Raw genomic sequence first — 22990 nt, 5'->3', positions numbered from 1 at the left:
GCGACATGACCGGTCTTGGTCTCATCGACGTGCTCACATCCTACTGGACTCCCCCACGCTGCCCGGTTGCGCTGGTCGCTCCACACGTCGGCGGCCGCATCCTCGGCAGTGTGTTCGCTGATAGCGAACATGCCCGGCTAGACGCGGGCTGCCGGGTCTTCTGGAAGCGGGAACAGCGCGTCGATCGTCTCGAGATCCTCGGCCGACGGCGACCACGCGGCTGCGGCGGCCGCATTGGCGCGGACCTGCTCGGCGCTGGTCGCGCCGGCGATGACGCTGCTGAGCGCCGGGCGTGACAGCATCCAGCCGAAGGTCGCCTCCAGCATCGAGATGCCGCGCTGGTCGCAGAAGCCCTGGTACTGCTCCAGCGCGTCCCACGGGGCCTCCTCCCAGACGTGCCTGCGCTGCATCATGATGCGACTGCCGGCGGGGCCGCCCTCGCGCGTGAACTTCCCGGTCAGCAGCCCGTTGTGCAGCGGGAAGAACGGGAAGAACCCCACGCCGAACCGCTCCACAGCCGGGAGCACCTCTCGCTCGGCGGCACGCGCGAGCAGGCTGTAATGGTTCTGCGCGGAGATGAAGCCGGTGCCGCGATCGGGCGCGGTGAAATCCGCCTCCGCGATCTGCCAGCCGGCCAGATTCGAGTGGCCGTAGTAGCGGATCTTCCCCTCCCGGACGAGGTCATCCAGGACGGAGATGGTCTCGGCGATCGGCGTGCCGGCGTCCGGCACATGCAGCTGGTACAGGTCGATCCAGTCCGTGCGCAGCCGGGTCAGCGATGCTTCGACGGCCGTGCGCACGTAGGACCGGGAGCCCTTGGCCGCCGTGGTCGCGTAGCCCATGTCACGCCCGGGATGACCGAACTTGGTGGCCAGCACCACGCGGTCGCGGCGTCCTTCGAGCGCGCGACCCATCAGCGTTTCACTCAGACCCGGCTCGGCGCCATACATGTCGGCGGTGTCCAGGAAGGTGATCCCCGCATCGAGAGCGGCCTCCAGCACCTCCGCGGTGCCTTCCAGGGTCTGTGTGTTCGTACCGGGTCTGCCGAAGTTGTTGCAGCCGAGACCGACCGCGGAGACGAGGAGGCCGGATGCGCCGACGCGGCGGTGGGGCAGGGTGCTGTCTGGCGAACTCATCCCTCCACGCTAACGCCGCTGCACAGCGGTCGGCGTCACCGCCGGCGGCAGCGGAAGCCCCCACCGACGGTGGGGGCTTCCGCCAGACGCGCGGGCGCTAGCTGTACTCAGCAGTCACGTTGGTGACACTCGGTTGAGGGGTGTGCCGTTGATGGCGGTGTGGTGGCGTTGGGTGTTGTAGTACTCGATCCACGGAGCGAGAGCGTCGGCGCGGGCAGCGTTCGAGGTGAAGATTTGCCGGTAAGCCCATTCGGTTTGCAGAGTCTGGTTCAGCCGCTCGACCTTGCCGTTCTGCCAGGGGCAGTGCGGTCGGATCAGGACGTGTTTCGCGCCCAGAGCCGCCAGGACGTGTCGGACGGCGTGGGAGTTCCGGTAGCTGAAGTGGTTGTCGGTCATCACGCGTTCGATGCGGGTGATGCCGTGCGCGGCGAAGTATGCGGCAGCGCGTGTCAGAAACCCGGCGCAGGTGGGTCCCTTCTCATCCGGATGGATCTCGGAATAGGCCAACCGGGAGTGATCATCGATCATCGAGTGGACATAGTCGAACCCGATCCGAGCCTTCTTATGCGCGGCGGTATCTCCCGCTGCCCTGCCATGGGCTCGCCATCCGCCGCCGTCGGGGATGCGGCCAAGTTTCTTCACATCCATATGCACCAACTCGCCGGGTCGGGCGCGTTCGTACCTGACAGCGGTCTGCTTCGACGCGCGGATCACCTGTCCCGTCAACGGGTCGCACTCCGACAATCGCGGAACACCGTACCGACGCAGGATTGCCCCCACGGTCCGGGCCGGCACCCCGGCGACCGGACCGATACGGTCCTGCCCCTGCCGCAGCTGGACACGTAACGCGAGCACCCGCTGCTCCACCTCCACCGGCGTGCGCCGCGGCATCGACCGCGGTCGGGATGACCGATCCCGCAGCCCGGCTGCACCCTCACGTCGGAACCTGTCCACCCATCGATGAGCGCACTGACGCGAGATACCGAGCTCTCTCGCGACATGCGCAACCGGACGTCCGTCGTACACAACCCGAGTTATCAACAAGGTCCGTCCGTGCACAGTCAACCGAGCACTACCGTGAGCCATGGGAACCTCCGGGGAGATTAGGGAACGTAAGCACTTCCACTAAGCCCCGGAGGTTCTCCTCACCGCAAGACCCGAACCGTCACCAACGTCTCAGCCGGATACAGCTAGCCCTGCGGGCGTTCCGGCGCGGGGGGCGTCGTGGGCGGCTCGGGCGCGGCCGGCGGCTCGGGCGCCGCAGGCGGAGCAGCGGGCGGTTCCGGGGCGGACGGCCCCGCGGCCGGGGGCGCCGGGGGCGGCGTGTAGCCGGGAGGGGCCGGAGGCGGCGCGTACCCGGCGGGCGGCGGCGGGGGCGCGTACCCTGCCGGCGGCGGCGGCGCGTAGCCTGCCGGCGGCGGCGGGTAGGCCCCGGGGGCGGGATACTGCATGCCTTCGGACTGGTAACCGCCCACCGGTGTCTGGTTCGGGACTCCGGCCCAGACCGTACGGTCGGCGAGGAACGAGTTGTTCGCCCACGGCGCGGGGGGCACGGCCGGGTTCCAGCGCGACCTGTCGAAGGCGAGGATACCCAGCCACACGATGCTCAGGAAGAAGTAGAGGATCAGCCAGACCGGCTCCTTCTGCAGCTTCAGTCCCACCCGCCACGCGGCCAGCAGAGTCACCGCGAGGGTCGCCAGGCCGACCAGCCAGCCGAGCACCGGAATCCAGCCGAGCAGGATCGATGCGCCGATCGCGATCAGGATCAACCAGGGACTCAGGTCTCCGAGCTTGCTGAAGACCATCGTGTTGTAGACGGGCACCCACGCCCGCCACCTGCCCTGCACGCCCGCTTTATCGAAGATCTTCATCAGGAAGATGGAACTGAGAATGTAGAAGCCGAGCGCGAAAATCACCCAGAAGAATGCGAAAGCGGCCCAGATCGCGATCAGGGACCCGTCGGGATAGTCGTACATGAGCGTCCTTCCCAGAGACGAACGACGACGTGCACCACGTCGGCGAGGCATCCGCCCTGCTGGTCACATGCTAGCGACGGCGGGGGTGACCGCGCAGGCATTGGTCGATACTCGCCACACGTGTCGCCGGTCGCTAGCCTTGCGGGGACCCCCAGACGACGTGGAAGGACCCACATGACCGACTCGACGACCCCCACGCCCCCACCACTTCCCAGCCAGCCCGCCGCCCAGGCCGCACGCGCGGCGGAACCGGTCACGACCGCCTCGCCGACCTACGATCCAGGGGCAGACCCTGACGACACCGGCGTGCCGAGCTCACTCGGCGGAGAGTTCGACGACGTGAGCCGGGGGTTCTTCCGAGCCCTCTTCGACCTGTCGTTCCGGACGTTCATCACACGCCGCCTGGCGAGCGTGTTCTATCTCGTCGGGCTCGTCGCGATCGCCATCGGCTTCATCGTCTACTTCGTCACCGGGCTGGTCAACGGCATCTCCGCGCTGTTCTTCAACGTCGGTGCCGGGATCTCACTGATCGTGGCGACGCTCATCATCGTCCCGATCGTGACGTTCCTGGCGGTCGTCGTGCTCCGCTTCGTGATCGAGGCGGTCGTCGCGCTGATCGCGATCGCCGAGAACACCGAGCGCACGGCGGAGAACACCCGGGACACCCTGCGGCGCTGACCCCTCAGGCGAACAGCTGGAGTTCGCCCGTTCTGCCTGAGCGGGTCCTCAGGCCGGCGGCATCCGCCCAGCGGCTGAACGCGCGCACCGAGCCGATCCGCGGGCGGCTGTCCGCCAGCGCGCGCACCAGTGCACCCTTCGCGTGCTTGTTGAAGTGGTTCAGTGCGCGCACGGTGCCCTCGGGCCCTTCGCTGACGACGCGCACGTACACCGACGGGAGCGATGTCGGCACGGGTCCCAGCGCGACGTAGGCCTCCGAGCGCAGGTCGAGCACGAAGCGCGAGGGTGATGCGCTCAGCGCCGCAGTCACCGCATCCGCCCACACACGTCGGAGCGGCGGCGCGCCCGGCAGCGAGACGCCGGCGCCGAGCCGGTACGCCGGAATGCGATCCAGCGCGCCGACCGGTCCGAGCGGCGCGGTATGGATGAGCGTGTTCGCTCCGAGCCAGCGCCGGGCCGGGGCGTCCAGGGATGCCGCGTCCAGCGCGTCGTAGAGCACCCCGGTGTAGCGGTCGATGGCCGGCATCGTCGGTGCGGAGCGCAAGACGGCGTTGCGTGCGACCTCGTGGTGCTGCGTGGCTCCGAGGCCGAGCGCGCGCGCCGCCGCCGCGGCATCGGCCGACAGCGAAATGAGAGCGTCGAGGACCAGTTCGCGCTGCGGATGCAGTCCGGGCAGGGCGAGGGCCTCCAGGTCCAGAGACGCCGAACCCCCTCCGGACCGTTTGGTCTCGGAGGGGGGCAGCAGAACGAGCAAGCTACCGCATGATCGCCGCGTTGCCCGCGACGATGGTGACGACGTCGTTCTCGACGGAGAGGAAGCCGTCCTGTGCGTTGGCCACGATCTTGTTGCCGTCTTCGAGCGTGATGCGCACCTCGCCGGCCGCGAGCACACCCAGGATGGGCTCGTGACCGGTCATGATGCCGATCTCGCCGAGGACGGTCCTGGCCACGACGAGGCTCGCCTCGCCGGACCAGACCTCGTGGTCGGCCGCGACGAGGTTGACGGTGAGCGCCATGATCAGCCGTTCTCCTTCTGGATACGAGCCCAGTTCTCCTCGACGTCCGAGATGCCGCCGACGTTGAAGAACGCCTGCTCGGCCACGTGGTCGAAATCACCCTTCACGATCGCGTCGAACGACTCGATCGTCTCGGCGATCGGAACGGTCGAACCCTCGACGCCCGTGAACTTCTTCGCCATGTAGGTGTTCTGCGAGAGGAACTGCTGGATGCGACGCGCACGCGAGACGACGACCTTGTCCTCTTCGGACAGCTCGTCCACACCGAGGATCGCGATGATCTCCTGCAGCTCCTTGTTCTTCTGGAGGATCTGCTTGACGGCGGTCGCCACCCGGTAGTGGTCGGCGCCGATGTAGCGCGGATCCAGGATGCGGCTCGTCGAGGTCAGCGGGTCCACGGCCGGGTACAGGCCCTTGGACGCGATCTCACGCGACAGCTCGGTGGTCGCGTCGAGGTGGGCGAAGGTGGTCGCCGGCGCCGGGTCGGTGTAGTCGTCCGCGGGGACGTAGATGGCCTGCAGCGACGTGATCGAGTGACCGCGCGTGGAGGTGATGCGCTCCTGGAGCACGCCCATCTCGTCGGCGAGGTTCGGCTGGTAGCCCACCGCAGACGGCATGCGGCCCAGCAGGGTCGAGACCTCGGAACCGGCCTGAGTGAAGCGGAAGATGTTGTCGATGAACAGCAGCACGTCCTGGCCCTGGACGTCGCGGAAGTACTCCGCCATCGTCAGGGCGGACAGGGCCACGCGCAGGCGCGTCCCCGGCGGCTCGTCCATCTGGCCGAAGACCAGCGCGGTCTTGTCGAAGACGCCGGCCTCCTCCATCTCGTGGATCAGGTCGTTGCCCTCACGCGTGCGCTCACCGACACCGGCGAACACGGACACGCCACCGTGGTCCTGCGCGACGCGCTGGATCATCTCCTGGATGAGGACGGTCTTGCCGACACCGGCGCCTCCGAACAGGCCGATCTTCCCACCCAGCACGTACGGCGTGAGCAGGTCGATGACCTTGATGCCGGTCTCGAACATCTGCGTCTTGGACTCGAGGAGGTCGAAGCTGGGCGCCTTGCGGTGGATGCCCCAGCGCTCGGTGATCTCGATCTGCTCGCCCGGCTTGGCGTTGAGGACCTCGCCGATGACGTTGAACACCTTGCCCTTGGTGACGTCGCCGACGGGCACGGTGATCGGGCCGCCGGTGTCGCGCACTTCCTGGCCGCGGACGACGCCGTCGGTGGGCTTCAGGGCGATCGCGCGAACGAGGTCGTCGCCGAGGTGCTGCGCGACCTCGAGCGTGATCTCGTTCGACTCGTCGCCGATGGTGATCGTCGTCTTGAGCGCGTTGTAGATGTCGGGAAGCGAGTCGTGCGGGAACTCGATGTCGACGACCGGACCGGTGACGCGCGCAACGCGCCCGATGACCAAGGTCTGTTCGGCGGTAGCGGTGGGGGTCATTGTCTTCTTCTCTTTCGGAGTGGTTTCTACTTCGCCGACGACAGGGCGTCGGCCCCGCCGACGATCTCGGCGATCTGCTGGGTGATCTCCGCCTGACGCGCGTTGTTGCGCAGGCGGGTGTAGTCGGTGATGAGCTTGTCGGCGTTGTCGCTGGCCGACTTCATCGCCTTCTGCGTAGCGGCGTGCTTGGCAGCCGAGGACTGCAGGAGGGCGTTGAAGATGCGGCTCTGGATGTACACCGGCAGGAGCGCGTCCAGGACGGTCGCGGCATCCGGCTCGAACTCGTAGAGCGGGAATGCCTGCACGTCCGCCTGCGACTCGCTGGCCTCGACGACCTCGAGGGGCAGCAGACGCACGGTTTCGGGCGTCTGCGTCATCATGCTGACGAAGCGGTTGTAGACCAGATGGATCTCGTCGACGCCGCCCTGCTCCGAACCCCGCTCGAAGGCCTCCAGCAGCGTGCCGGAGATCTGCTCCGCGAAGCGGAACTCAGGGGTGTCGGTGTCGCCGGTCCACTCGGCCTCGCTCTTGATGCGGCGGAACTGGAAGAAGGCGACCGCCTTGCGACCGACGAGGTAGTAGGTCACTTCCTTGCCCTGCGACTGCAGCAGCGTCGCCAGCTCCAGGCCCTCGCGCATGATCTGCGAGTTGAACGCGCCGGCCAGGCCGCGGTCCGACGCGAAGATCACGACCGCGGAGGACTTCACGTCCCGCGCGGTCGTCAGCGGGTGATCGATGTTGGAGTGCGTGGCCACGGCCGAAACCGCCCGCGTCACAGCGCGCGCGAACGGCGCCGAGGCGCGCACGCGCGCCATCGCCTTCTGGATCCGCGATGCAGCGATGAGCTCCATCGCCTTGGTGATCTTCTTGGTCGTCTGAGCAGTGCTGATCTTCTGCTTGTAGACCCTCAGTTGTGCGCCCATAGTCCGTGTCTGCCGCCGCTACTTGCGGCGGCCCTTGACGATCTGCTCCTGGTTGACGTCCTCAACCTCGGCGGCCTTGAATTCCTCGTGGCCGGGGTTGTCGATGTGCTGACCGCTGCCGCCCTGGAACTGCAGCGTGAACTCGTCCACAACGCGGCCGAGCTCGCTCGCGGTGTCGTCGTCGAGCACGTTCGTCTCGCGCAGGCGATCGAGGATCGTCGTGTTGCGGCGGACGTGGTCCAGCAGGTCGCGCTCGAACCGCAGGACGTCCTCGACCTCGATGGTGTCCAGCTTGCCGTTCGTGCCGGTCCAGATCGAGACGACCTGCTCCTCCACGGGGTACGGCGAGTACTGCGGCTGCTTGAGCAGCTCGGTCAGGCGGGCCCCGCGGGCCAGCTGACGACGCGATGCGGCGTCCAGGTCGCTGGCGAACATCGCGAACGCCTCGAGCGAGCGGTACTGGGCCAGCTCGAGCTTGAGCGTGCCGGAGACCTTCTTGATGGACTTGACCTGAGCGTCACCGCCCACGCGGGAGACCGAGATGCCCACGTCGACCGCGGGACGCTGGTTGGCGTTGAACAGGTCGGACTGGAGGAAGATCTGACCGTCGGTGATCGAGATGACGTTGGTCGGGATGTAGGCCGACACGTCGTTGGCCTTCGTCTCGATGATCGGCAGACCGGTCATCGATCCGGCGCCCAGCTCGTCGGAGAGCTTCGCACAGCGCTCCAGCAGACGGGAGTGCAGGTAGAACACGTCACCGGGGTACGCTTCGCGGCCCGGCGGGCGGCGCAGCAGCAGCGACACGGCACGGTACGCCTCGGCCTGCTTGGTGAGGTCGTCGAAGATGATCAGCACGTGCTTGCCGTCGTACATCCAGTGCTGGCCGATGGCCGAGCCGGTGTACGGCGCCAGGTACTTGAAGCCGGCCGGGTCGGATGCCGGAGCCGCGACGATGGTCGTGTACTCCATCGCACCGGCATCTTCCAGGGCGCCCTTGACGGCCGCGATGGTCGAGCCCTTCTGGCCGATTGCGACGTAGATGCAGCGGACCTGCTTCTGGACGTCGCCGGATTCCCAGTTGGCCTTCTGGTTGATGATCGTGTCGATCGCGATGGCCGTCTTGCCGGTCTGGCGGTCGCCGATGATCAGCTGACGCTGACCGCGGCCGACCGGGATCATGGCGTCGATCGCCTTGATGCCCGTCTGCATGGGCTCGTGCACGCTCTTGCGCTGCATGACGCCCGGGGCCTGCAGCTCGAGCGCCCGGCGACCTTCCGTCGCGACGGCGCCGAGGCCGTCGATGGGGTTTCCGAGCGGGTCGACGACGCGACCGAGGTACCCGTCGCCCACCGCGACGGAGAGGACCTCGCCGGTGCGGGTGACTTCCTGACCGGCCTCGATGCCCGAGAACTCGCCGAGGACGACGACGCCGACCTCGTGCTCGTCCAGGTTCAGTGCGAGACCGGAGGTGCCGTCGGCGAACCGGACGAGCTCGTTCGCCATGACGCCCGGAAGGCCTTCGAGGTGCGCGATGCCGTCCGCTGCGTCCACGACGGTGCCGACCTCGGTCGCCGCCGCGCCCGTGGGCTCATACGCGGCGACGAAGTCCTTCAGCGCGTCGCGAATGGCGTCGGGGCTGATTGAGATATCTGCCATGGTGTTCCTTCGTTCGGTGAGGCCGGAGCCTCAAATCTCCGTGCGGCTTCGGGTTCGAAGCAGCGCGGGAAGTCTTATCTAGCCAGCCAGTCGCTGGCGCAGGTCGGCGAGTCGTGCCGCGACGCTCGCATCGATCACGTCGTCCGCGATCTGCACGCGCAGGCCGCCGACGACCGTGGGGTCGATCACCGTGTTCAGCGAGACGGTGGTGCCGTAACGCTGGGACAGCAATGCGATCAGGCGCTCGGACTGCGCCTGGCTGAGCGGCCGCGCCGCGACGACGGTTGCCACCGTGCGCCCCCGCTGGTCTGCAACCAGATCCATCGCGCTGTTCAGCAGCTGCCGGACCCGGCGCTCGCGCTGCTGCTGGACGAGGGAGGCCGCGATCAGCGTCGCCGCCGTACTCGCGCGACCCGCGAGCAGCGACTCGATCAAGGCGCCCTTGGCCGACTCGTCACCCAGGCGACTGCCCAGTGCGAGCTCGAGCTCGGGGTTCTCCGCCACCAGGCGGGACAGCCGGAACAGATCGCCCTCGACGTCAGCGTCGGGCTCGGCGAGCGAGGCGGCGCGGATGGCGAGCTCTTCGATTCCGTCCACCAGATCGGATGCCGAGGACCAGCGCGAAGCGACGATCGTCTGCAGCAGGGTCACCGTGGCCGGCTGGAAGATCGGGCCGAACACGGCCGCCACGACGTTCGAGCGCGCCGAGTCGGCCGCGGACGAATCGGCCAGCGCGCCGCTCAGCTGCGGCGAGTCCCCGACGGCATGCGCCGCCGCGAACAGCTCGCGGGCGGTGTCGATGTCGACGGCGGGTACGACGGCCAGCGCCGCCGTCGCTGCCGCAGTGGCCTGAGTGGTCGCGCTGCCCATTAGCTCGACGCCTTCTGAGCGGTCTCGGACGCCTCGAGCTCGGCGAGGAAGCGGTCCACGACGGACTGTGCCTTGGCGTCGTCGGAGAGGGTCTCCCCGATGACACCGCCGGCGAGGTCGAGGGCGAGCGTTCCGACCTCGGAACGCAGCGACACGAACGCCGACTGGCGCTCCGCCTCGATCTGCGCACGCGCACTCGCAGCGATGCGGGCCGCCTCAGAGGATGCTGCTTCCTTCGCCTCGGTGAGGATCTTCCTGCCGTCCTCGCGGGCGGCTTCGCGGATCTCCCCGGCCTCGGTGCGGGCACCGGCGAGCTGGGCAGTGTAGGCCTCGAGCGCGGCCTCAGCCTTGCTCTGCGCCTCGGCTGCCATCTCGATGTTGCCTTCGATCGCGGCTGCGCGTTCGTCGAGCAGCTTCTTCATCCGGGGAAGGGCGACCTTCCAGAAGATGAAGAGGATGACGATGAAGCACACCGCCGACCAGACGATGTCATAGATCGCCGGCAGCAGAGGGCTCGGCTCAGCCTCGCCTCCCTCTGCGGCGAATGTGACAAGAGCGTTCAGCATCCTGTCTCCTTAAGTCGTCGTCGAGGTTCAGTAGCCGAAGATGAAGGCTGTGGCGATGCCGATGAAGGCGAGCGCCTCGGTGAAGGCGATACCGATCCACATGAGCACCTGCAGGCGACCTGCGAGCTCAGGCTGACGGGCGACACCCTCGATCGTCTTGCCGACGACGATGCCGACGCCGATGGCGGGCCCGATGGCGGCGAGGCCGTATCCGACGGTCGCGATGCTGCCGGAGACCTCGGCCAGAACCGTAGTTGAGTCCACGAGTTGGTTTTCCTTTCGGTTGTCGGGTGGCTGGGCCGACCCGGGATCAGTGCTCTTCCGCCACCGCGAGCTGGATGTACACCGCGGTGAGGAGGGCGAAGACGTACGCCTGGAGGACTGCCACCAGGAGTTCGAACAGGGTGAACACGAATCCGAATGCGAGCGATCCGACTCCGAGGAGCGACCACCAGCCTCCGGCCGTGAAGAAGAAGAACTGGGTCGCTGCGAAGAACAGCACCAGCAGCAGGTGGCCGACCATCATGTTCATCAGCAGTCGGAGCGTCAGCGTGACGGGCCGGACGATGAAGGTCGAGATGAACTCGATCGGCGTGACGATGATGTAGATCGGCCACGGCACACCCGCGGGGAACAGCGAGTTCTTGAAGAAGTTCTTGGGGCTCTTCTTGACGCCGGCGTAGATGAACGTGACGTACGAGATGATCGCCAGCAGCAGCGGCACCGCGATGATGCTCGTTCCGGCGATGTTCAGGAACGGGATGATCCCGGTCAGGTTCATGAACAGGATCATGAAGAAGATGGTGGTCAGGATGGGGAGGAAGCGATCCCCGTCCTTCTTGCCGAGGAGGTCGTGCGCGATGTTGACGCGGACGAAGTCCAGCCCCATCTCGACGAGGCTCTGGAACCGCCCAGGCACGACCTTCATCCGGCGGGTGCCGAGCCAGAAGATCACGACGATGGCGACGGTGGCGAGGATCTGGATCAGGTTGATCCTGGTCAGCTCGAACCATGTGCCCTCGAAGAGGATGGCGTTGGGGAAGAATTCCCAGATCGACGGCGCGTGGAAACCGCTATCGTCCGATTCGACTGCAGTGGCGATCATGGTCGCGGCTTGAAGTAACAGCGCTGGCTCCAGCTTCGGGGCAACGAGATTAATCGTTGTGACGATGGTCGGTGAGAGTCACTCCGCAAGCACTCACGGGTGAGTGGGCGGGCGCATTATTACCCTAGCAAACGAACGGGGCTCAAGAATCCGCAGGCGGGGTGCGCGGCGTCGCCGACTTCGTCGGGGGCGCCGTTTCGTCGACCACCTCGGTGGGCAGCGACGCATCGCTGACCGTGGGGACGCGCATTCTGGTGAGCACGATGACATCGACCACGAGCGAGGCGAGCACGCTGACGACGACCGCGATGAAGAAGATCACCGGGCTGATCCACGGCTGTCCGCGCAGGACCAGGAGTGCCACGATGAACACGATCAGCTTGAGGATCCAGCCGCCCAGCACGATCCCGAAGAACACCGGCACATAGAGCGGATCGCCGTACCAGCGGTTCGCGATCAGGATGCTGGCGCCGGTGATCGCGAGGAAGACTGCGGCGATCAGGACGCCGATCAATGCGCTCCACATGCCGGTCACCCCGTCGGCGAGATAGCCGGCAACCGCGCCGATGACCGCGAGGACCGCGGCGACCACCCCGGACCAGAGCAGCGTGGCACGCAGGATCGGTGTGCTTGAGACGGTGTGGGCACTCATCGAGCGGCCTCCAGGGTCGGGGTGTCATCGCTCGGGGCGAGGACGGCGGGCTTGCGCCGCCACGTGGGCAGCAGGGTGACGACGAGACAGGCGGCGGCGCCGACGAGGGCGAAGGCCACGCCGATCCAGTACTGGCCGATCCAGTTCTCCCGCGTGCCGATGTACATCAGGAGCACGGCGAGGCTGAACACCGCCGTCCACGCGTAGAAGATCAGGACCGCGTCGCGGTCGGTGTGGCCCATGTCCAGCATCCGGTGATGCAGGTGCTTGCGGTCGGGCGAGAACGGGGACTTGCCAGCGGCCATGCGGCGCACCACCGCCAGACCGAAATCCAGCAGTGGCAGCAGCACCACCACCACGGGCAGCAGGATCGGGATGAAGGCACCGAGCAGCTGTGAGCGGCCGAACCCTTCGGGGTCCAGCACGGCCGGTTCGAGCTGGCCGGTGATCGCGATGGCCGAGCAGGCCATCAGCAGACCGAGCAGAAGCGCACCGGAGTCGCCCATGAACAGCTTCGCCGGGCTCCAGTTCAGCGGCAGGAACCCGATGCACGCGCCGATCAGCACGGCTGCGATGAAGGATGCGAGGTTGAAGTAGGTGCTGGACCCGGTGTCGCGGACCAGGATGTAGGAGTACGCGAAGAACACCACGTTCGCGATCAGGCAGACGCCCGCTACCAGGCCGTCCAGCCCGTCGATGAAGTTGACCGCGTTCATGACGACGACGATCGAGAAGACGGTGAGCGTGAAGCTCACCCAGCTGGAGCCGATGATCAGCCCGCCGATCGGCAGTGAGAAGATCTGCAGCTGCCCGAACCACGCGATGATGCCGGCGGCGAGGAACTGGGCACCCAGCTTGATCATCCAGTCCAGATCCCACAGATCGTCGGCCACTCCGACGACGACGATGAGAAGCGCAGCGCCGAGGATCGCGTAGACGGGAGCCGGGTCCACCCAGAAGATCGCGAAATACGGATGCTGCGAGGACACGGCGAACGCGGCCACCACGCCGAGGAACATCGCCACCCCGCCCAGGCGCGGCGTCGGGGTCTTGTGGACGTCGCGCTCGCGGATGCCGGGATACAGCTTGTATTTCAGGCTCAGTCGCCACACCGCCCAGGACAGCGACAGGGTCACGGCCGCCGTGAACAGGATGGTGAAGATGTACTGCTTCACGCGCTGCCCTGTTCGGGGCTCAGCCCGGAACCCCCTGCCCCCCGGCCGCCGTCCGGGCCGACGGTCTCAGGGGCGTCCGGCAGCGACGGGATGAACGTGTCGTCCGGCTCGCGGACGGGGTCGGGCTCGAGCAGGTCGCCGACGATCTCGCGCAGGGCCGCCCGGTCGATCGCCCCCTCGCGCAGGACGCGGATCACGGGTTCCACGTCGGCGCTGCCGCTGACGAGGCTGGTCGCATCGATGATGGTCGAGGCGATGCCGGTGGCGGAGGGCCCGCCGTCGAGGTACACCGCAACGCTGTCGCCGAGCATGTTCTGCGCGTCCCAGGCCAGGATCGCGGCGGGCTTTCCGGTCAGGTTGGCGCTGGAGACCGCGAGCGGCCCGGTCTCCTCCAGCAGCTCGAGGGCCAGATTGTTGGCGGGCATCCGGACCGCGACGGTGCCCTGCGTGTCGCCCAGGTCCCAGGACAGCGACGGCTGCGCAGGCAGCACGATCGTCAGCCCGCCCGGCCAGAACGCCTCCACGAGCCGTTCGACCGGCGCCGGGACCTCGGCCACCAGGGCGCGCAGCGTGGCGAGGCCTGCCACGAGCACCGGCGGAGGCGAGGAACGCCCGCGGCCCTTGGCTTCCAGCAGGCGCTGGACCGCGCGGGCGCTGAAGGCGTCCGCCGCGACGCCGTAGACCGTGTCGGTCGGGAGCACGACCAGTTCGCCCCTGCCGATGGCCTGGCGCGCTTGGCGCATCCCGGCCAGCAGCTGCGCCTCGTCACGGCAGTCGAATACAGGGGACATGTCCGGGCCAGTCTAGCCGGGCCGGTGTCGCGGCCCTCTCCGACTCAGGGCGCGATCGCGGTGGTCGCGCGGTCGCGCGAGGTGAGGTCGGGGTGGGTCGAGGCCGCTCGCCAGCCGTCGGCGGTGAGCAGCTCCCGGATAGCCGCGCCCTGCCACTCGCCGTGCTCGATCACGAGGCTGCCGCCCGGATGCGCCAGACGCAGACCGACGCGACTGACCACGCGGACCACGTCCAGTCCGTCCGCTCCGCCGTACAGGGCGGCGGGGGGATCGAACAGTCGCACCTCGGGGTCGCGCGGGATCGCGGCATCCGGAACGTAGGGAGGGTTGGACGCAACGACGGAGACCTGACCGTTCAGCTCCGGGAAGGCCCGCTCGATGTCGACGAACGCGACGCGCGCGTTGTCCGCGCCGACCAGCGCGAAGTTCTGCCTCGCCCACACGAACGCCTCGACGGAGTTCTCGGCGGCGAAGACACGGGAGTGCGGCACCTCGGTCGCCATCGCGAGGGCGAGTGCACCGCTGCCGGTCCCCAGGTCCACGGCGATGGGCGCCGGGGATGCCGCGGCCGACAGTGCGTCGATCGCCAGCTGCGCCACGATCTCCGTCTCCGGCCGGGGGACGAAGACGCCGGGCCCGACGCGCAGCTCGAGGTGGCGGAACGGTGCGGCGCCGGTCAGATGCTGGAGCGGTTCCCGGGTCTCCCGTCGCGCGACCAGCTCGTCCAGACGCCGGGCGTCCTGCGCGTCGATGGCGTCGCCGCGGATCGCGGCCGCTTGGACCGCTCCGCGGCCGGTGCCCAGGATGTGCGCCGCCAGCAGCTCGGCATCCACCGACGCGTCCGCGATGCCGGCGCGCGTGAGCCGCTCGGTCGCGCTGCGGAGGGCAGCCGCGAGCGATGCGGCGGAAGCGGAGGGCGAGGACATGAGCGGCATACAGCCTATGCCGGTCCAGGTCGCGTCCCGGCCGGCGCCGGCGTCATGGATCGCCCCGGACGCACCTGCTCCCCGTAGGCTGGTGCGCACACGATGGCACTGTGAAAGGCCCGACATGTCCGGCATCCACTCCGATATCACCTCCGCGTTCGGCGACACCCCGCTCGTCCGCCTCAACCGCGTGGCCGAGGGCGTCGACGGTGTCGTCCTCGCGAAGCTCGAGTTCTACAGCCCGGCGGCCAGCGTCAAGGACCGCATCGGCATCGCGATCGTGGACGCCGCCGAAGCGTCCGGCGCGCTGCCCCCGGGCGGCACCATCGTCGAGGCGACCAGCGGCAACACGGGCATCGCGCTGGCGATGGTCGGCGCCGCCCGGGGCTACCGGGTCATCCTGGCCATGCCCTCGTCGATGTCGATGGAGCGCCGACTGCTGCTGAAGGCGTACGGCGCGCAGCTTGTCCTGACCGACCCTGCGGGCGGCATGAAAGGTGCGCTGGCCAAGGCCGAGGAGATCGTCGCGGAGACCCCCGGCGCGTTCCTGGCGCGGCAGTTCGAGAACGAGGCGAACGTCGCCATCCACCGCCGCACCACCGCCGAGGAGATCATCCGCGACACCGACGGCAAGGTCGACTATTTCGTCGCCGGCATCGGCACCGGCGGCACGATCACCGGGGTGGGCCAGGTGCTCAAGGAGCGCGTGCCGGATGCGAAGGTGATCGCCGTCGAGCCGGCGGACTCCCCGCTTCTGACCAAAGGCACGGCCGGACCGCACAAGATCCAGGGCATCGGAGCGAACTTCATCCCGCCGATCCTCGACCGCAGCGTCATCGACGAGGTCATCGACGTCGAATTCCCCGACGCCATCGCGACGGCGCGTGCCGTCGGCGTCCAGGACGGCATCCTGGTGGGCATCTCCTCCGGCGCCGCGATCTGGGCCGCCCTGCAGGTCGCCGCCCGTCCCGAGGCCGCCGGAAAGAACATCGTCGTGATCGTCCCGTCCTACGGGGAGCGCTACCTCTCGACCGCGCTGTACGAAGACCTTCGCGAAGACTGAGCCCTCACCTCCAGAAAGGGCGTTCCGTGCCCGGCATCCACCCCGACATCACCTCCGCGTTCGGCGATACTCCGTTGGTGCGGCTGAACGCGCTCACGAAGGATCTGGGCGGCGAGGTGCTGGCCAAGCTGGAGTTCTACAACCCGGGCTCGAGCGTCAAGGATCGCCTGGGTTTCGCTCTCGTCGAAGCCCTCGAGGCCTCGGGCGAACTGCAGCCCGGCGGCACCATCGTCGAATCCACCAGCGGCAACACCGGGATCTCGCTGGCCCTGATCGGCGCCGCCCGGGGGTACAAGGTGATCCTCACGATGCCGGCGTCGATGTCCAAGGAGCGCCGCACCCTGCTGAAGGCGTACGGTGCGCAGCTGGTGCTGACGGATCCGCACAAGGGCATGACCGAGGCCGTCGCGACCGCCGAGCGGATCGCTGCCGAGACGGCCGGCGCGGTCCTGGCCCGCCAGTTCGACAGCGCTGCGAACGCCGAGATCCACCGCCGCACGACGGCGGAGGAGATCTGGCGGGACACCGACGGGAATGTGGACTACTTCGCCGCCGGCTCCGGGACCGGCGGCACCGTCACCGGTGTCGGCCAGGTGCTCAAGCAGCGCAATCCCGACGTCAAGATCGTCGTCGTCGAGCCGAAGGACTCGCCTGTGCTGAGCGAGGGTCGCGCGGGCGGGCACCGCATCCAGGGCATCGGCCCGAACTTCGTCCCGGACGTGCTGGACCGCTCGGTCATCGACGAGATCGTCGACGTCGAGTTCGACGACGCCATCCGGGTCGCCCGGGAACTGGCCACCCGCGAGGGGATCCTGGCCGGCATGTCGGCGGGTGCCGCGGTGTGGGCGGCTCTGCAGATCGCAGCACGTCCGGAGGCGGACGGGAAGCGCATCGTCGTGATCGTCCCGGACGCCGGTGAGCGATACCTCTCCACCGCGCTCTACGAGCACCTGCGCGATCCGGAGCCCGCGAAGTGAGCGATCGCATCGGTCTGTTCGCCCGCCTGCGCGAAGACGTCTCCGCCGCCAAGCTGCGCGACCCCGCCGCGCGCAACGGCGTGGAGCTCGTCCTGCTGTACCCGGGGCTGCACGCGGTGTGGGGGTACCGGGTGTGGCACGCGCTGTGGATCCGACGGGCGCGCTTCCTGGCACGGATGGGCTCGCAGCTCACCCGCTGGCTCACCGGGGTCGAGATCCACCCGGGCGCCACGATCGGCCGCCGATTCTTCATCGACCACGGGATGGGCGTCGTCATCGGCGAGACCGCCGAGCTCGGTGACGATGTGATGCTCTACCACGGTGTCACCCTCGGCGGACGTCAGCGCGAGGGCGGCAAGCGGCATCCCACTCTCGGCGACGGCGTCGCGGTCGGCGCCGGAGCGAAAGTCCTCGGGCCCATCACGATCGGGGCCGGCTCGGTCATCGGAGCGAACGCGGTGGTGACCAAGGACGCTCCCCCCGACAGCATCCTGGTCGGTGTGCCGGCGAAGCCGCGGGCACGCGTGGTCGGGGAGGACACCCGGGCGCTGCTCACGGCGCCCGAGTACAGCATCTGAAGCGGGGTCAGTCCGCGCGGCGCTCGGCCACGCGGCGCTTGAGGAACACCATCGGCAGCAGCCAGGTGGCCAGCGCGGTGATGATCCAGACGATCACCGGGGCGAGCACCCACGCGACCGGCTCCGAGATGCCGATGCCCGCGCCCGGGATGATCACCACGATGACGATCGCGATGAACGTCGAGATGATTCCGATGCCGCCGAGCAGCGGTTCCGCGTGGCGGCGGGTGATCTTGAAGATCAGCGGTGCCAGCACGCTCTGGATCACGGCGAAGATCACGACGGCCAGCACGAAGCCCCACCAGTCGCTCCAGTGGATGACGAAGCCGGGCAGGATCACGTCGGCGACGATCAGGCCGAGCGCCGCGGAGAACACGAAGATGGCGGCGCGGATGAGGAACGTGATCATGGCCCGAGCGTATCGCGCCCCGTCGCCTGCTCCTGCTGCTCCCCCTTCGCCCGCCCCGTTCCTGCGAGGCGCCTCCGCCCCCGTTCACTCGCCGTGTGTGCACCGGAACGCTCGCTCCCCCCGGTTCACTTGCCCTGTGTGCACGGGGAACGCTCGCTCCCCTGGTTCACTTGCCCTGATTGCACGGGGAGGGGCCTGGTCTCCGTACATACAGGGCAAGTGAACAACGGTGGATGCCGGGTCAGCGGCCACGTGGGGGCCCGGGCGCGGGTACCCGGGGCCTGCCTGCCCGGGGCGTGCCTGCCCGGGCGCGGCTATGCGCGAGCGCGGAGCGCGGAGCGCACCCGGCCGATGAGCACACCCGGCTCGTCGAAGACCATGGACCTGGTCACCCGGATCACGCGCCACCCCAGCTCCGCGAGACGATCGTGCTTCGCGATGTCCCGATTCCACTGGCGCAGGTCGACCCGGTGGTGGTCGCCCTCGTACTCGATGGCGATCCGCAGCCCGGGGTAGGCCAGGTCGACGCACCCGACGAACTGGCCCGCGTCGTCGTAGACGTCGTGGTCCAGGACCGGCTCGGGCAGGCCGGCATCCACGATCGTGAGCCGGCACCAGGTCTCGGGTCGCGAGACGCTGCCGTGCCGGGTGCGCAGCAGCGCCTCTTCGAGCGCGGCGATCCCGATCCGCCGGCCGCGGCGCAGCTCCCTCTCCAGGTCGGCCACGTCGGCGAGCGGCGGTCGCAGCACCCGGCCGAAGGGTCCGGCGATGCGCGGCACCAGGATGACGGCATCCGCTACCGCCGTGAGGTCATACGGATGCCGCACCACTCGACCCAGCTGAGCCCAGGTCGAGGCGGGGCTGGTCATGCGGAGTCCATGCGCACCGGACCCCGCGGTGACCTGAGCGCCGGCGAGCTGGTGTCCGCGGACCCCGCGCCCACGGGGTGCGCGGCTCGGCGCGCAGACGGCGACGTCCAGCTCCGTGAGATCCAGTGCCGGCAGGGGCAGCCCCCACAGCGCGGCCGCGGTGGCGTGCGAGAAGAACTCCCCCTCGTGCATGTGCGCCGCGAACTGGCGCGCGGCGCGAATCAGCGCTTCCCGCCGCACGTCGGCCGGGTGCGCATCCGGATCGGCGGGGCCGGTGTCGGCCCGAGCAGCGCGCAGGCCGGTGAAGGGCCTCTCGAGCTCGGCGCGGTCGACCTGGCGCCGGGTCATCCCATCACGGCGTGCGTCGGCCACCCGGAACGCCGCGGGTGGTTCGGTGGTCATCTCGGCACCCTTGCACAGTCGACGTCGCCATCGTCCGCGCTGTCCACAGGCCGGTGCGCCCCACCCGTTCACTTGCCCTGCATGTACGCGCAACCGCCGCCCGAGCGTACAAACAGGGCAAGTGAATCGAGGGGGACGGCGCACCCGGACACCGTCGGGGCCACACGCGGGGCGCACGGCGCACGGCGCACGGGACGCGCACGGCGCGCAGCCGCGCGGGGGCGCGACGCTCGCGGCGCGCACGGCGCGCGCCACACCGGTTCACTTGCCCTGGATGTACGCGCAGAGGCCTCACGAGCGGACAAACAGGGCAAGTGAACAGCGGGCGCGCGGCCGCGGCGCAGCGGGGCGCGGGGGCGCGGCGGGCGCAACGGGGGCGGCGCGGACGGCCGCCGCGGGGGTCAGTCCTCGGAGCCGAGGGCGGCCAGGCGCTCTTCCTCGTCGGCGGCGATGCACGACTGGATGATCGGGTCCAGCGCGCCGTCCATCACCTGGTCGAGGTTGTACGCCTTGTAGCCGGTGCGGTGGTCCGCGATGCGGTTCTCCGGGAAATTGTACGTGCGAATGCGCTCGGAGCGATCCATGCCGCGGATCTGCGACTTGCGGGCGGCCGAGGACGCGGCATCCAGCTCTTCCTGCTGTTTCGCGAGGATGCGGGCGCGCAGTACGCGCATGCCGGCCTCGCGGTTCTGCAGCTGGGACTTCTCGTTCTGCATCGACACGACGATGCCCGTGGGCAGGTGGGTGATGCGCACCGCGGAGTCGGTCGTGTTGACGGACTGACCACCCGGTCCGGACGAGCGGAAGACGTCGATCTTGAGGTCGTTCGGGCTGATCTGCACCTCGTCGGGCTCGTCGACCTCGGGGAAGACCAGCACGCCGGTCGTGGAGGTGTGGATGCGACCCTGCGACTCGGTGGCGGGCACCCGCTGCACGCGGTGCACGCCGCCCTCGTACTTCAGCGACGCCCAGACGCCCTGCGCGGGGTCGCTGGAGGAGCCCTTGATCGCGACCTGGACGTCCTTGTAGCCGCCCAGGTCCGATTCGGTGCGTTCCAGCAGCTCGGTCTTCCACCCGCGGGATGCTGCGTACTGGAGGTACATGCGCAGCAGGTCGGCCGCGAACAGGGCGCTCTCGGCGCCGCCTTCGCCACCCTTGATCTCCATGATCACGTCACGGCCGTCGTCGGGGTCGCGCGGGATGAGGAGGCGCCGCAGCTTCTCCTGCGTCTCCTCGACGCGCTCCTCGAGCGCGGGCACCTCGGCGGCGAACGCCTCGTCCTCCTTGGCGAACTCCTGAGCGGCCTCAAGGTCGCCGGTGGCCGCTGTCCACGCGTCGTACGCCGCGACGATCCGCGACAGCTCGGCGTAGCGCCGATTGACGCGCTTGGCGCGCGCCGCATCGGCGTGCACAGCCGGGTCGGAGAGTTCCTCCTGGACGGCTTTGTGCTCCTCGATGAGGGTCTTCACCGATTCGAACATGAATGCTCCGAACGACGTGCGTCAGCGAATGCTGTTCTCGTGCCCGTGGCTGCTGCCACCGCCGGTCGGCGCGGGGATCGACTTCTGCATCTGGACCAGGAATTCGACGTTGGACTGCGTCTCCTTGAGCTTGCCCAGCACGACTTCCAGAGCCTGCTGGGTGTCCAGGCCGGCGAGGGCGCGACGCAGCTTCCAGGTGATCTTGACCTCGTCGGGCGAGAGCAGCATCTCTTCGCGACGCGTGCTGGACGCGTTCACGTCCACCGCGGGGAAGATCCGCTTGTCGGCGAGCTGACGCGACAGGCGCAGCTCGCTGTTGCCGGTGCCCTTGAACTCCTCGAAGATGACTTCGTCCATCTTCGAGCCGGTCTCCACGAGAGCGGTCGCGATGATCGTGAGCGATCCGCCGTTCTCGATGTTGCGTGCCGCGCCGAAGAAGCGCTTGGGCGGGTACAGCGCCGAAGCGTCGACACCGCCGGTGAGCACACGACCGGATGCCGGGGCCGAGATGTTGTAGGCGCGGCTCAGACGGGTGATCGAGTCCAGGAGCACAACGACGTCGCGACCCAGCTCGACGAGGCGCTTGGCGCGCTCGATGGCCAGCTCGGCGACGGTGGTGTGATCCTCCGCGGGACGATCGAAGGTCGAGGCGATGACCTCGCCCTTGACCGTGCGCTGCATGTCGGTGACCTCTTCGGGGCGCTCGTCGACGAGCACGACCATGAGGTGGACCTCGGGGTTGTTCGTCGCGATCGCGTTCGCGATCTGCTGCAGCACGATCGTCTTGCCGGCCTTGGGCGGCGCGACGATGAGGCCGCGCTGGCCCTTGCCGATGGGCGCGACCAGGTCGATGATCCGCTGGGTGAGCTTCTCCGGCGCGGTCTCCAGGCGCAGGCGATCCTGCGGGTACAGCGGGGTCAGCTTGCCGAACTCGACGCGCTCCGCGGCGTCCTCGACGGACAGGCCGTTGACGGCGTCGACCTTGACCAGCGCGTTGTACTTCTGGCGCCCGGGCTGTTCGCCCTCGCGCGGCTGCTTGATGGCACCGACGACCGCATCGCCCTTCCGCAGGTTGTACTTCTTGACCTGGCCGAGCGAGACGTAGACGTCGCTGGTGCCGGGCAGGTAGCCGGTGGTGCGGACGAACGCGTAGTTGTCGAGCACGTCGAGGATGCCGGCGATCGGCACGAGGACGTCGTCTTCGCCGATCTCGGTGTCGAACTCGTCGGCGACGCCCTGGCCGCGACGCTTGTTGCGCTGGCGGTTGCGGTTGCCCGCCTGCCCGCCCTCGTCGTCGGCGTCGGATGCCGGTGCCTGGCTCTGCGGCTTGGCGCTCGGGGCGCTCTGCGCGTCGGCGTCGCCCTTTGCCGGGGCCGCCGGGGCGGACTGGCCGCCCTGAGCGTTGCGATTGCGGTTGCGGTTCCGGCTGCGGCTGCGGCTGCGGCTGGGGGTCTCCTCGCCCTGACCGTCGCCGTGGCCCTCGCCGGAGTCGCCTCCGTCAGCAGCGTCCGCGGACTCGCCGTTCTCGCCGTTCGACGGCTTCTCGGCAGCCTTCGAGCGCGGTGCGGACTGGCGCCGTGCTGAACCAGTGGTCTCGGGGGCCGTGTCGGCGGTCTGCGCCTCGGCCGGAGCCTCGGCCGGAGCCTCGACAGCGGGAGCCTCGACAGCCGGAGCCTCGACGGCGGGAGCCGCTGACGCGGGTGCCTCGGCAGCCGGGGCCTCGGCAGCGGGGGCGTCGGCGGCGGATGCATCGCCAGCCTCGGGGGCCTCGGCGACTGCCGGGGCCTCTGCGGCGGGGGCGTCCGTCGCGGGGGCAGCGGCGGGTTCTGCTGCGGCGGGCGCCTCGGTGGCGGGCTCAGCTGCGGCAGGCGCTGCTGCGGCGGGCGCCTCGGTGGCGGGCTCTGCTGCGGCGGGCGCGACGTCTGTGCTCTTCGCACGGCGGGGTGCGCGCTTGCGCGGCGCCTTGACGGGCGCGGGCTCGACGGGTGCTTCGGTCGCGGCCGGTGCGGCATCCACCGGCGAGTCGGCGGGGGCGTCGGCGGCGACCTCGGTCGCAGCGGCCTGGGTCTCGGCTGCGGCCGGCTCATCGGCCGGTGCGGCATCGCCCTGCGCCGCGCCCTCCTCGGCTGGGCTCTCGGGCTCGGCGGGCGCCTGGACGCGGTCCGCGGTGGTCTCGGCGACGTTCTCGGTCGCGGTGGCGTCGACGTTCTCGATGGATTCGGGCGCTTCGGTGCGCTCTTCCCCATTGGCGTCGGCGGTCTGGATCTCGGAGATGGACTCCACGAGT

The 22990-nt window shown here is 69.0% G+C and carries 24 protein-coding genes; 4 read left to right on the top strand and 20 right to left on the bottom strand.

The features are described 5' to 3' along the window. Positions 1 to 137: 137 nt before the first annotated feature. From QNO12_RS04345 to QNO12_RS04335, 3 genes are all read right to left on the bottom strand, one after another. Positions 138 to 1136, bottom strand: coding sequence for an aldo/keto reductase (locus QNO12_RS04345; RefSeq protein WP_257502789.1), 999 nt, complete (start codon positions 1134 to 1136; stop codon positions 138 to 140). Positions 1137 to 1250: 114 nt separating this feature from the next. Next, positions 1251 to 2222: an IS481 family transposase gene (locus tag QNO12_RS04340; RefSeq protein ID WP_257502790.1), complete on the bottom strand. Its 972-nt coding sequence runs from the start codon at positions 2220 to 2222 to the stop codon at positions 1251 to 1253. Between the two features lie 104 nt (positions 2223 to 2326). Continuing rightward, a complete protein-coding gene (locus QNO12_RS04335; protein WP_257502791.1) occupies positions 2327 to 3112 on the bottom strand; it encodes a DUF5684 domain-containing protein in 786 nt (261 codons plus the stop codon). A 174-nt stretch (positions 3113 to 3286) separates the two neighbouring features. Here QNO12_RS04335 and QNO12_RS04330 point away from each other — a divergent pair, with 174 nt between their 5' ends. Next, entirely contained in the window at positions 3287 to 3790 is a 504-nt protein-coding gene (locus tag QNO12_RS04330; protein ID WP_257502792.1) for a DUF4282 domain-containing protein, read from the top strand. Positions 3791 to 3794: 4 nt separating this feature from the next. Here the strand turns inward: QNO12_RS04330 and QNO12_RS04325 are convergent, their stop codons facing one another. From QNO12_RS04325 to prmC, 13 genes are all read right to left on the bottom strand, one after another. Further along, positions 3795 to 4544 (bottom strand): YaaA family protein, encoded by a 750-nt coding sequence (locus QNO12_RS04325; RefSeq protein ID WP_257502793.1) that lies wholly within the window; start codon positions 4542 to 4544, stop codon positions 3795 to 3797. Between the two features lies 1 nt (position 4545). Then, the gene (locus tag QNO12_RS04320; protein WP_257502794.1) at positions 4546 to 4806 is read right to left on the bottom strand and encodes a F0F1 ATP synthase subunit epsilon; all 261 of its coding nucleotides are present in this window, start codon (positions 4804 to 4806) and stop codon (positions 4546 to 4548) included. A 2-nt stretch (positions 4807 to 4808) separates the two neighbouring features. Continuing rightward, positions 4809 to 6257, bottom strand: coding sequence for a F0F1 ATP synthase subunit beta (gene atpD / locus QNO12_RS04315; RefSeq protein ID WP_257502795.1), 1449 nt, complete (start codon positions 6255 to 6257; stop codon positions 4809 to 4811). A gap of 26 nt (positions 6258 to 6283) precedes the next feature. Continuing rightward, complete coding sequence (locus tag QNO12_RS04310; RefSeq protein WP_257502796.1) at positions 6284 to 7180, bottom strand: F0F1 ATP synthase subunit gamma; 897 nt, start codon at positions 7178 to 7180, stop codon at positions 6284 to 6286. Positions 7181 to 7198: 18 nt separating this feature from the next. Next, complete coding sequence (gene atpA / locus QNO12_RS04305; RefSeq protein WP_257502797.1) at positions 7199 to 8839, bottom strand: F0F1 ATP synthase subunit alpha; 1641 nt, start codon at positions 8837 to 8839, stop codon at positions 7199 to 7201. A 78-nt stretch (positions 8840 to 8917) separates the two neighbouring features. Further along, positions 8918 to 9709: a F0F1 ATP synthase subunit delta gene (locus QNO12_RS04300; RefSeq protein WP_257502798.1), complete on the bottom strand. Its 792-nt coding sequence runs from the start codon at positions 9707 to 9709 to the stop codon at positions 8918 to 8920. Next, positions 9709 to 10275: a F0F1 ATP synthase subunit B gene (locus QNO12_RS04295; protein ID WP_257502799.1), complete on the bottom strand. Its 567-nt coding sequence runs from the start codon at positions 10273 to 10275 to the stop codon at positions 9709 to 9711. Before QNO12_RS04295 ends, QNO12_RS04300 begins: the two co-directional genes overlap by 1 nt. A 27-nt stretch (positions 10276 to 10302) precedes the next feature. After that, positions 10303 to 10539 carry an ATP synthase F0 subunit C gene (gene atpE, locus QNO12_RS04290; protein WP_257502800.1) on the bottom strand — a complete coding sequence of 79 codons (237 nt, stop codon included), beginning with the start codon at positions 10537 to 10539 and terminating at the stop codon, positions 10303 to 10305. A 46-nt stretch (positions 10540 to 10585) separates the two neighbouring features. Continuing rightward, positions 10586 to 11380, bottom strand: a complete 795-nt coding sequence (atpB, locus tag QNO12_RS04285; protein ID WP_257502801.1) for a F0F1 ATP synthase subunit A — start codon at positions 11378 to 11380, stop codon at positions 10586 to 10588. A gap of 142 nt (positions 11381 to 11522) precedes the next feature. Next, a complete protein-coding gene (locus tag QNO12_RS04280; RefSeq protein WP_257502802.1) occupies positions 11523 to 12032 on the bottom strand; it encodes a Cg1360 family ATP-synthase-associated protein in 510 nt (169 codons plus the stop codon). Beyond that, positions 12029 to 13207: an MraY family glycosyltransferase gene (locus tag QNO12_RS04275; protein WP_257502803.1), complete on the bottom strand. Its 1179-nt coding sequence runs from the start codon at positions 13205 to 13207 to the stop codon at positions 12029 to 12031. The genes QNO12_RS04280 and QNO12_RS04275 overlap by 4 nt, the downstream gene beginning before the upstream one ends. Then, positions 13204 to 13998, bottom strand: a complete 795-nt coding sequence (locus tag QNO12_RS04270) for an L-threonylcarbamoyladenylate synthase (protein WP_257502804.1) — start codon at positions 13996 to 13998, stop codon at positions 13204 to 13206. Before QNO12_RS04270 ends, QNO12_RS04275 begins: the two co-directional genes overlap by 4 nt. A 44-nt stretch (positions 13999 to 14042) precedes the next feature. Then, entirely contained in the window at positions 14043 to 14924 is an 882-nt protein-coding gene (gene prmC, locus QNO12_RS04265) for a peptide chain release factor N(5)-glutamine methyltransferase (RefSeq protein ID WP_257502805.1), read from the bottom strand. 124 nt (positions 14925 to 15048) lie between these two features. Here prmC and cysK (QNO12_RS04260) point away from each other — a divergent pair, with 124 nt between their 5' ends. From cysK (QNO12_RS04260) to epsC, 3 genes are read left to right on the top strand one after another with little or no spacing between them, the layout of a single operon-like run. After that, a complete protein-coding gene (cysK, locus tag QNO12_RS04260; RefSeq protein ID WP_257502806.1) occupies positions 15049 to 15987 on the top strand; it encodes a cysteine synthase A in 939 nt (312 codons plus the stop codon). A 26-nt stretch (positions 15988 to 16013) separates the two neighbouring features. After that, on the top strand, positions 16014 to 16964 hold the full coding sequence (cysK, locus tag QNO12_RS04255) for a cysteine synthase A (protein ID WP_257502807.1): 951 nt from the start codon (positions 16014 to 16016) through the stop codon (positions 16962 to 16964). 8 nt (positions 16965 to 16972) lie between these two features. After that, complete coding sequence (gene epsC, locus QNO12_RS04250) at positions 16973 to 17542, top strand: serine O-acetyltransferase EpsC (protein ID WP_257502971.1); 570 nt, start codon at positions 16973 to 16975, stop codon at positions 17540 to 17542. 7 nt (positions 17543 to 17549) lie between these two features. Here the strand turns inward: epsC and QNO12_RS04245 are convergent, their stop codons facing one another. The 4 genes from QNO12_RS04245 to rho all read right to left on the bottom strand — a co-directional run bounded on the left by QNO12_RS04245 (position 17550) and on the right by rho (position 22986). Next, entirely contained in the window at positions 17550 to 17951 is a 402-nt protein-coding gene (locus QNO12_RS04245) for a hypothetical protein (RefSeq protein ID WP_257502808.1), read from the bottom strand. A gap of 314 nt (positions 17952 to 18265) precedes the next feature. Beyond that, positions 18266 to 19222 carry an endonuclease domain-containing protein gene (locus QNO12_RS04240; RefSeq protein WP_257502809.1) on the bottom strand — a complete coding sequence of 319 codons (957 nt, stop codon included), beginning with the start codon at positions 19220 to 19222 and terminating at the stop codon, positions 18266 to 18268. 401 nt (positions 19223 to 19623) lie between these two features. Then, positions 19624 to 20703, bottom strand: coding sequence for a peptide chain release factor 1 (gene prfA / locus QNO12_RS04235; RefSeq protein ID WP_257502810.1), 1080 nt, complete (start codon positions 20701 to 20703; stop codon positions 19624 to 19626). Between the two features lie 21 nt (positions 20704 to 20724). Continuing rightward, a complete protein-coding gene (gene rho, locus QNO12_RS04230) occupies positions 20725 to 22986 on the bottom strand; it encodes a transcription termination factor Rho (RefSeq protein WP_257502811.1) in 2262 nt (753 codons plus the stop codon). Positions 22987 to 22990 lie beyond the last annotated feature (4 nt).

This window comes from Microbacterium sp. zg-B185 (assembly GCF_030246885.1).
Taxonomy (GTDB): domain Bacteria; phylum Actinomycetota; class Actinomycetes; order Actinomycetales; family Microbacteriaceae; genus Microbacterium.
The sequence above is the reverse complement of the archived record's forward strand: the minus strand, read 5'-3'. Positions and strand labels throughout refer to the sequence as shown.

Bases quoted from the DNA above. Each gene is read 5' to 3' on its own strand.
- QNO12_RS04345 (WP_257502789.1), bottom strand. From the start codon at position 1,136: ATGAGTTCGCCAGACAGCACCCTGCCCCACCGCCGCGTCGGCGCATCC.
- QNO12_RS04340 (WP_257502790.1), bottom strand. From the start codon at position 2,222: ATGGCTCACGGTAGTGCTCGGTTGACTGTGCACGGACGGACCTTGTTG.
- QNO12_RS04335 (WP_257502791.1), bottom strand. From the start codon at position 3,112: ATGTACGACTATCCCGACGGGTCCCTGATCGCGATCTGGGCCGCTTTC.
- QNO12_RS04330 (WP_257502792.1), top strand. From the start codon at position 3,287: ATGACCGACTCGACGACCCCCACGCCCCCACCACTTCCCAGCCAGCCC.
- QNO12_RS04320 (WP_257502794.1), bottom strand. From the start codon at position 4,806: ATGGCGCTCACCGTCAACCTCGTCGCGGCCGACCACGAGGTCTGGTCC.
- atpD (WP_257502795.1), bottom strand. From the start codon at position 6,257: ATGACCCCCACCGCTACCGCCGAACAGACCTTGGTCATCGGGCGCGTT.
- QNO12_RS04310 (WP_257502796.1), bottom strand. From the start codon at position 7,180: ATGGGCGCACAACTGAGGGTCTACAAGCAGAAGATCAGCACTGCTCAG.
- atpA (WP_257502797.1), bottom strand. From the start codon at position 8,839: ATGGCAGATATCTCAATCAGCCCCGACGCCATTCGCGACGCGCTGAAG.
- QNO12_RS04300 (WP_257502798.1), bottom strand. From the start codon at position 9,709: ATGGGCAGCGCGACCACTCAGGCCACTGCGGCAGCGACGGCGGCGCTG.
- QNO12_RS04295 (WP_257502799.1), bottom strand. From the start codon at position 10,275: ATGCTGAACGCTCTTGTCACATTCGCCGCAGAGGGAGGCGAGGCTGAG.
- atpB (WP_257502801.1), bottom strand. From the start codon at position 11,380: ATGATCGCCACTGCAGTCGAATCGGACGATAGCGGTTTCCACGCGCCG.
- QNO12_RS04280 (WP_257502802.1), bottom strand. From the start codon at position 12,032: ATGAGTGCCCACACCGTCTCAAGCACACCGATCCTGCGTGCCACGCTG.
- QNO12_RS04270 (WP_257502804.1), bottom strand. From the start codon at position 13,998: ATGTCCCCTGTATTCGACTGCCGTGACGAGGCGCAGCTGCTGGCCGGG.
- prmC (WP_257502805.1), bottom strand. From the start codon at position 14,924: ATGTCCTCGCCCTCCGCTTCCGCCGCATCGCTCGCGGCTGCCCTCCGC.
- cysK (WP_257502806.1), top strand. From the start codon at position 15,049: ATGTCCGGCATCCACTCCGATATCACCTCCGCGTTCGGCGACACCCCG.
- QNO12_RS04245 (WP_257502808.1), bottom strand. From the start codon at position 17,951: ATGATCACGTTCCTCATCCGCGCCGCCATCTTCGTGTTCTCCGCGGCG.
- QNO12_RS04240 (WP_257502809.1), bottom strand. From the start codon at position 19,222: ATGACCACCGAACCACCCGCGGCGTTCCGGGTGGCCGACGCACGCCGT.
- prfA (WP_257502810.1), bottom strand. From the start codon at position 20,703: ATGTTCGAATCGGTGAAGACCCTCATCGAGGAGCACAAAGCCGTCCAG.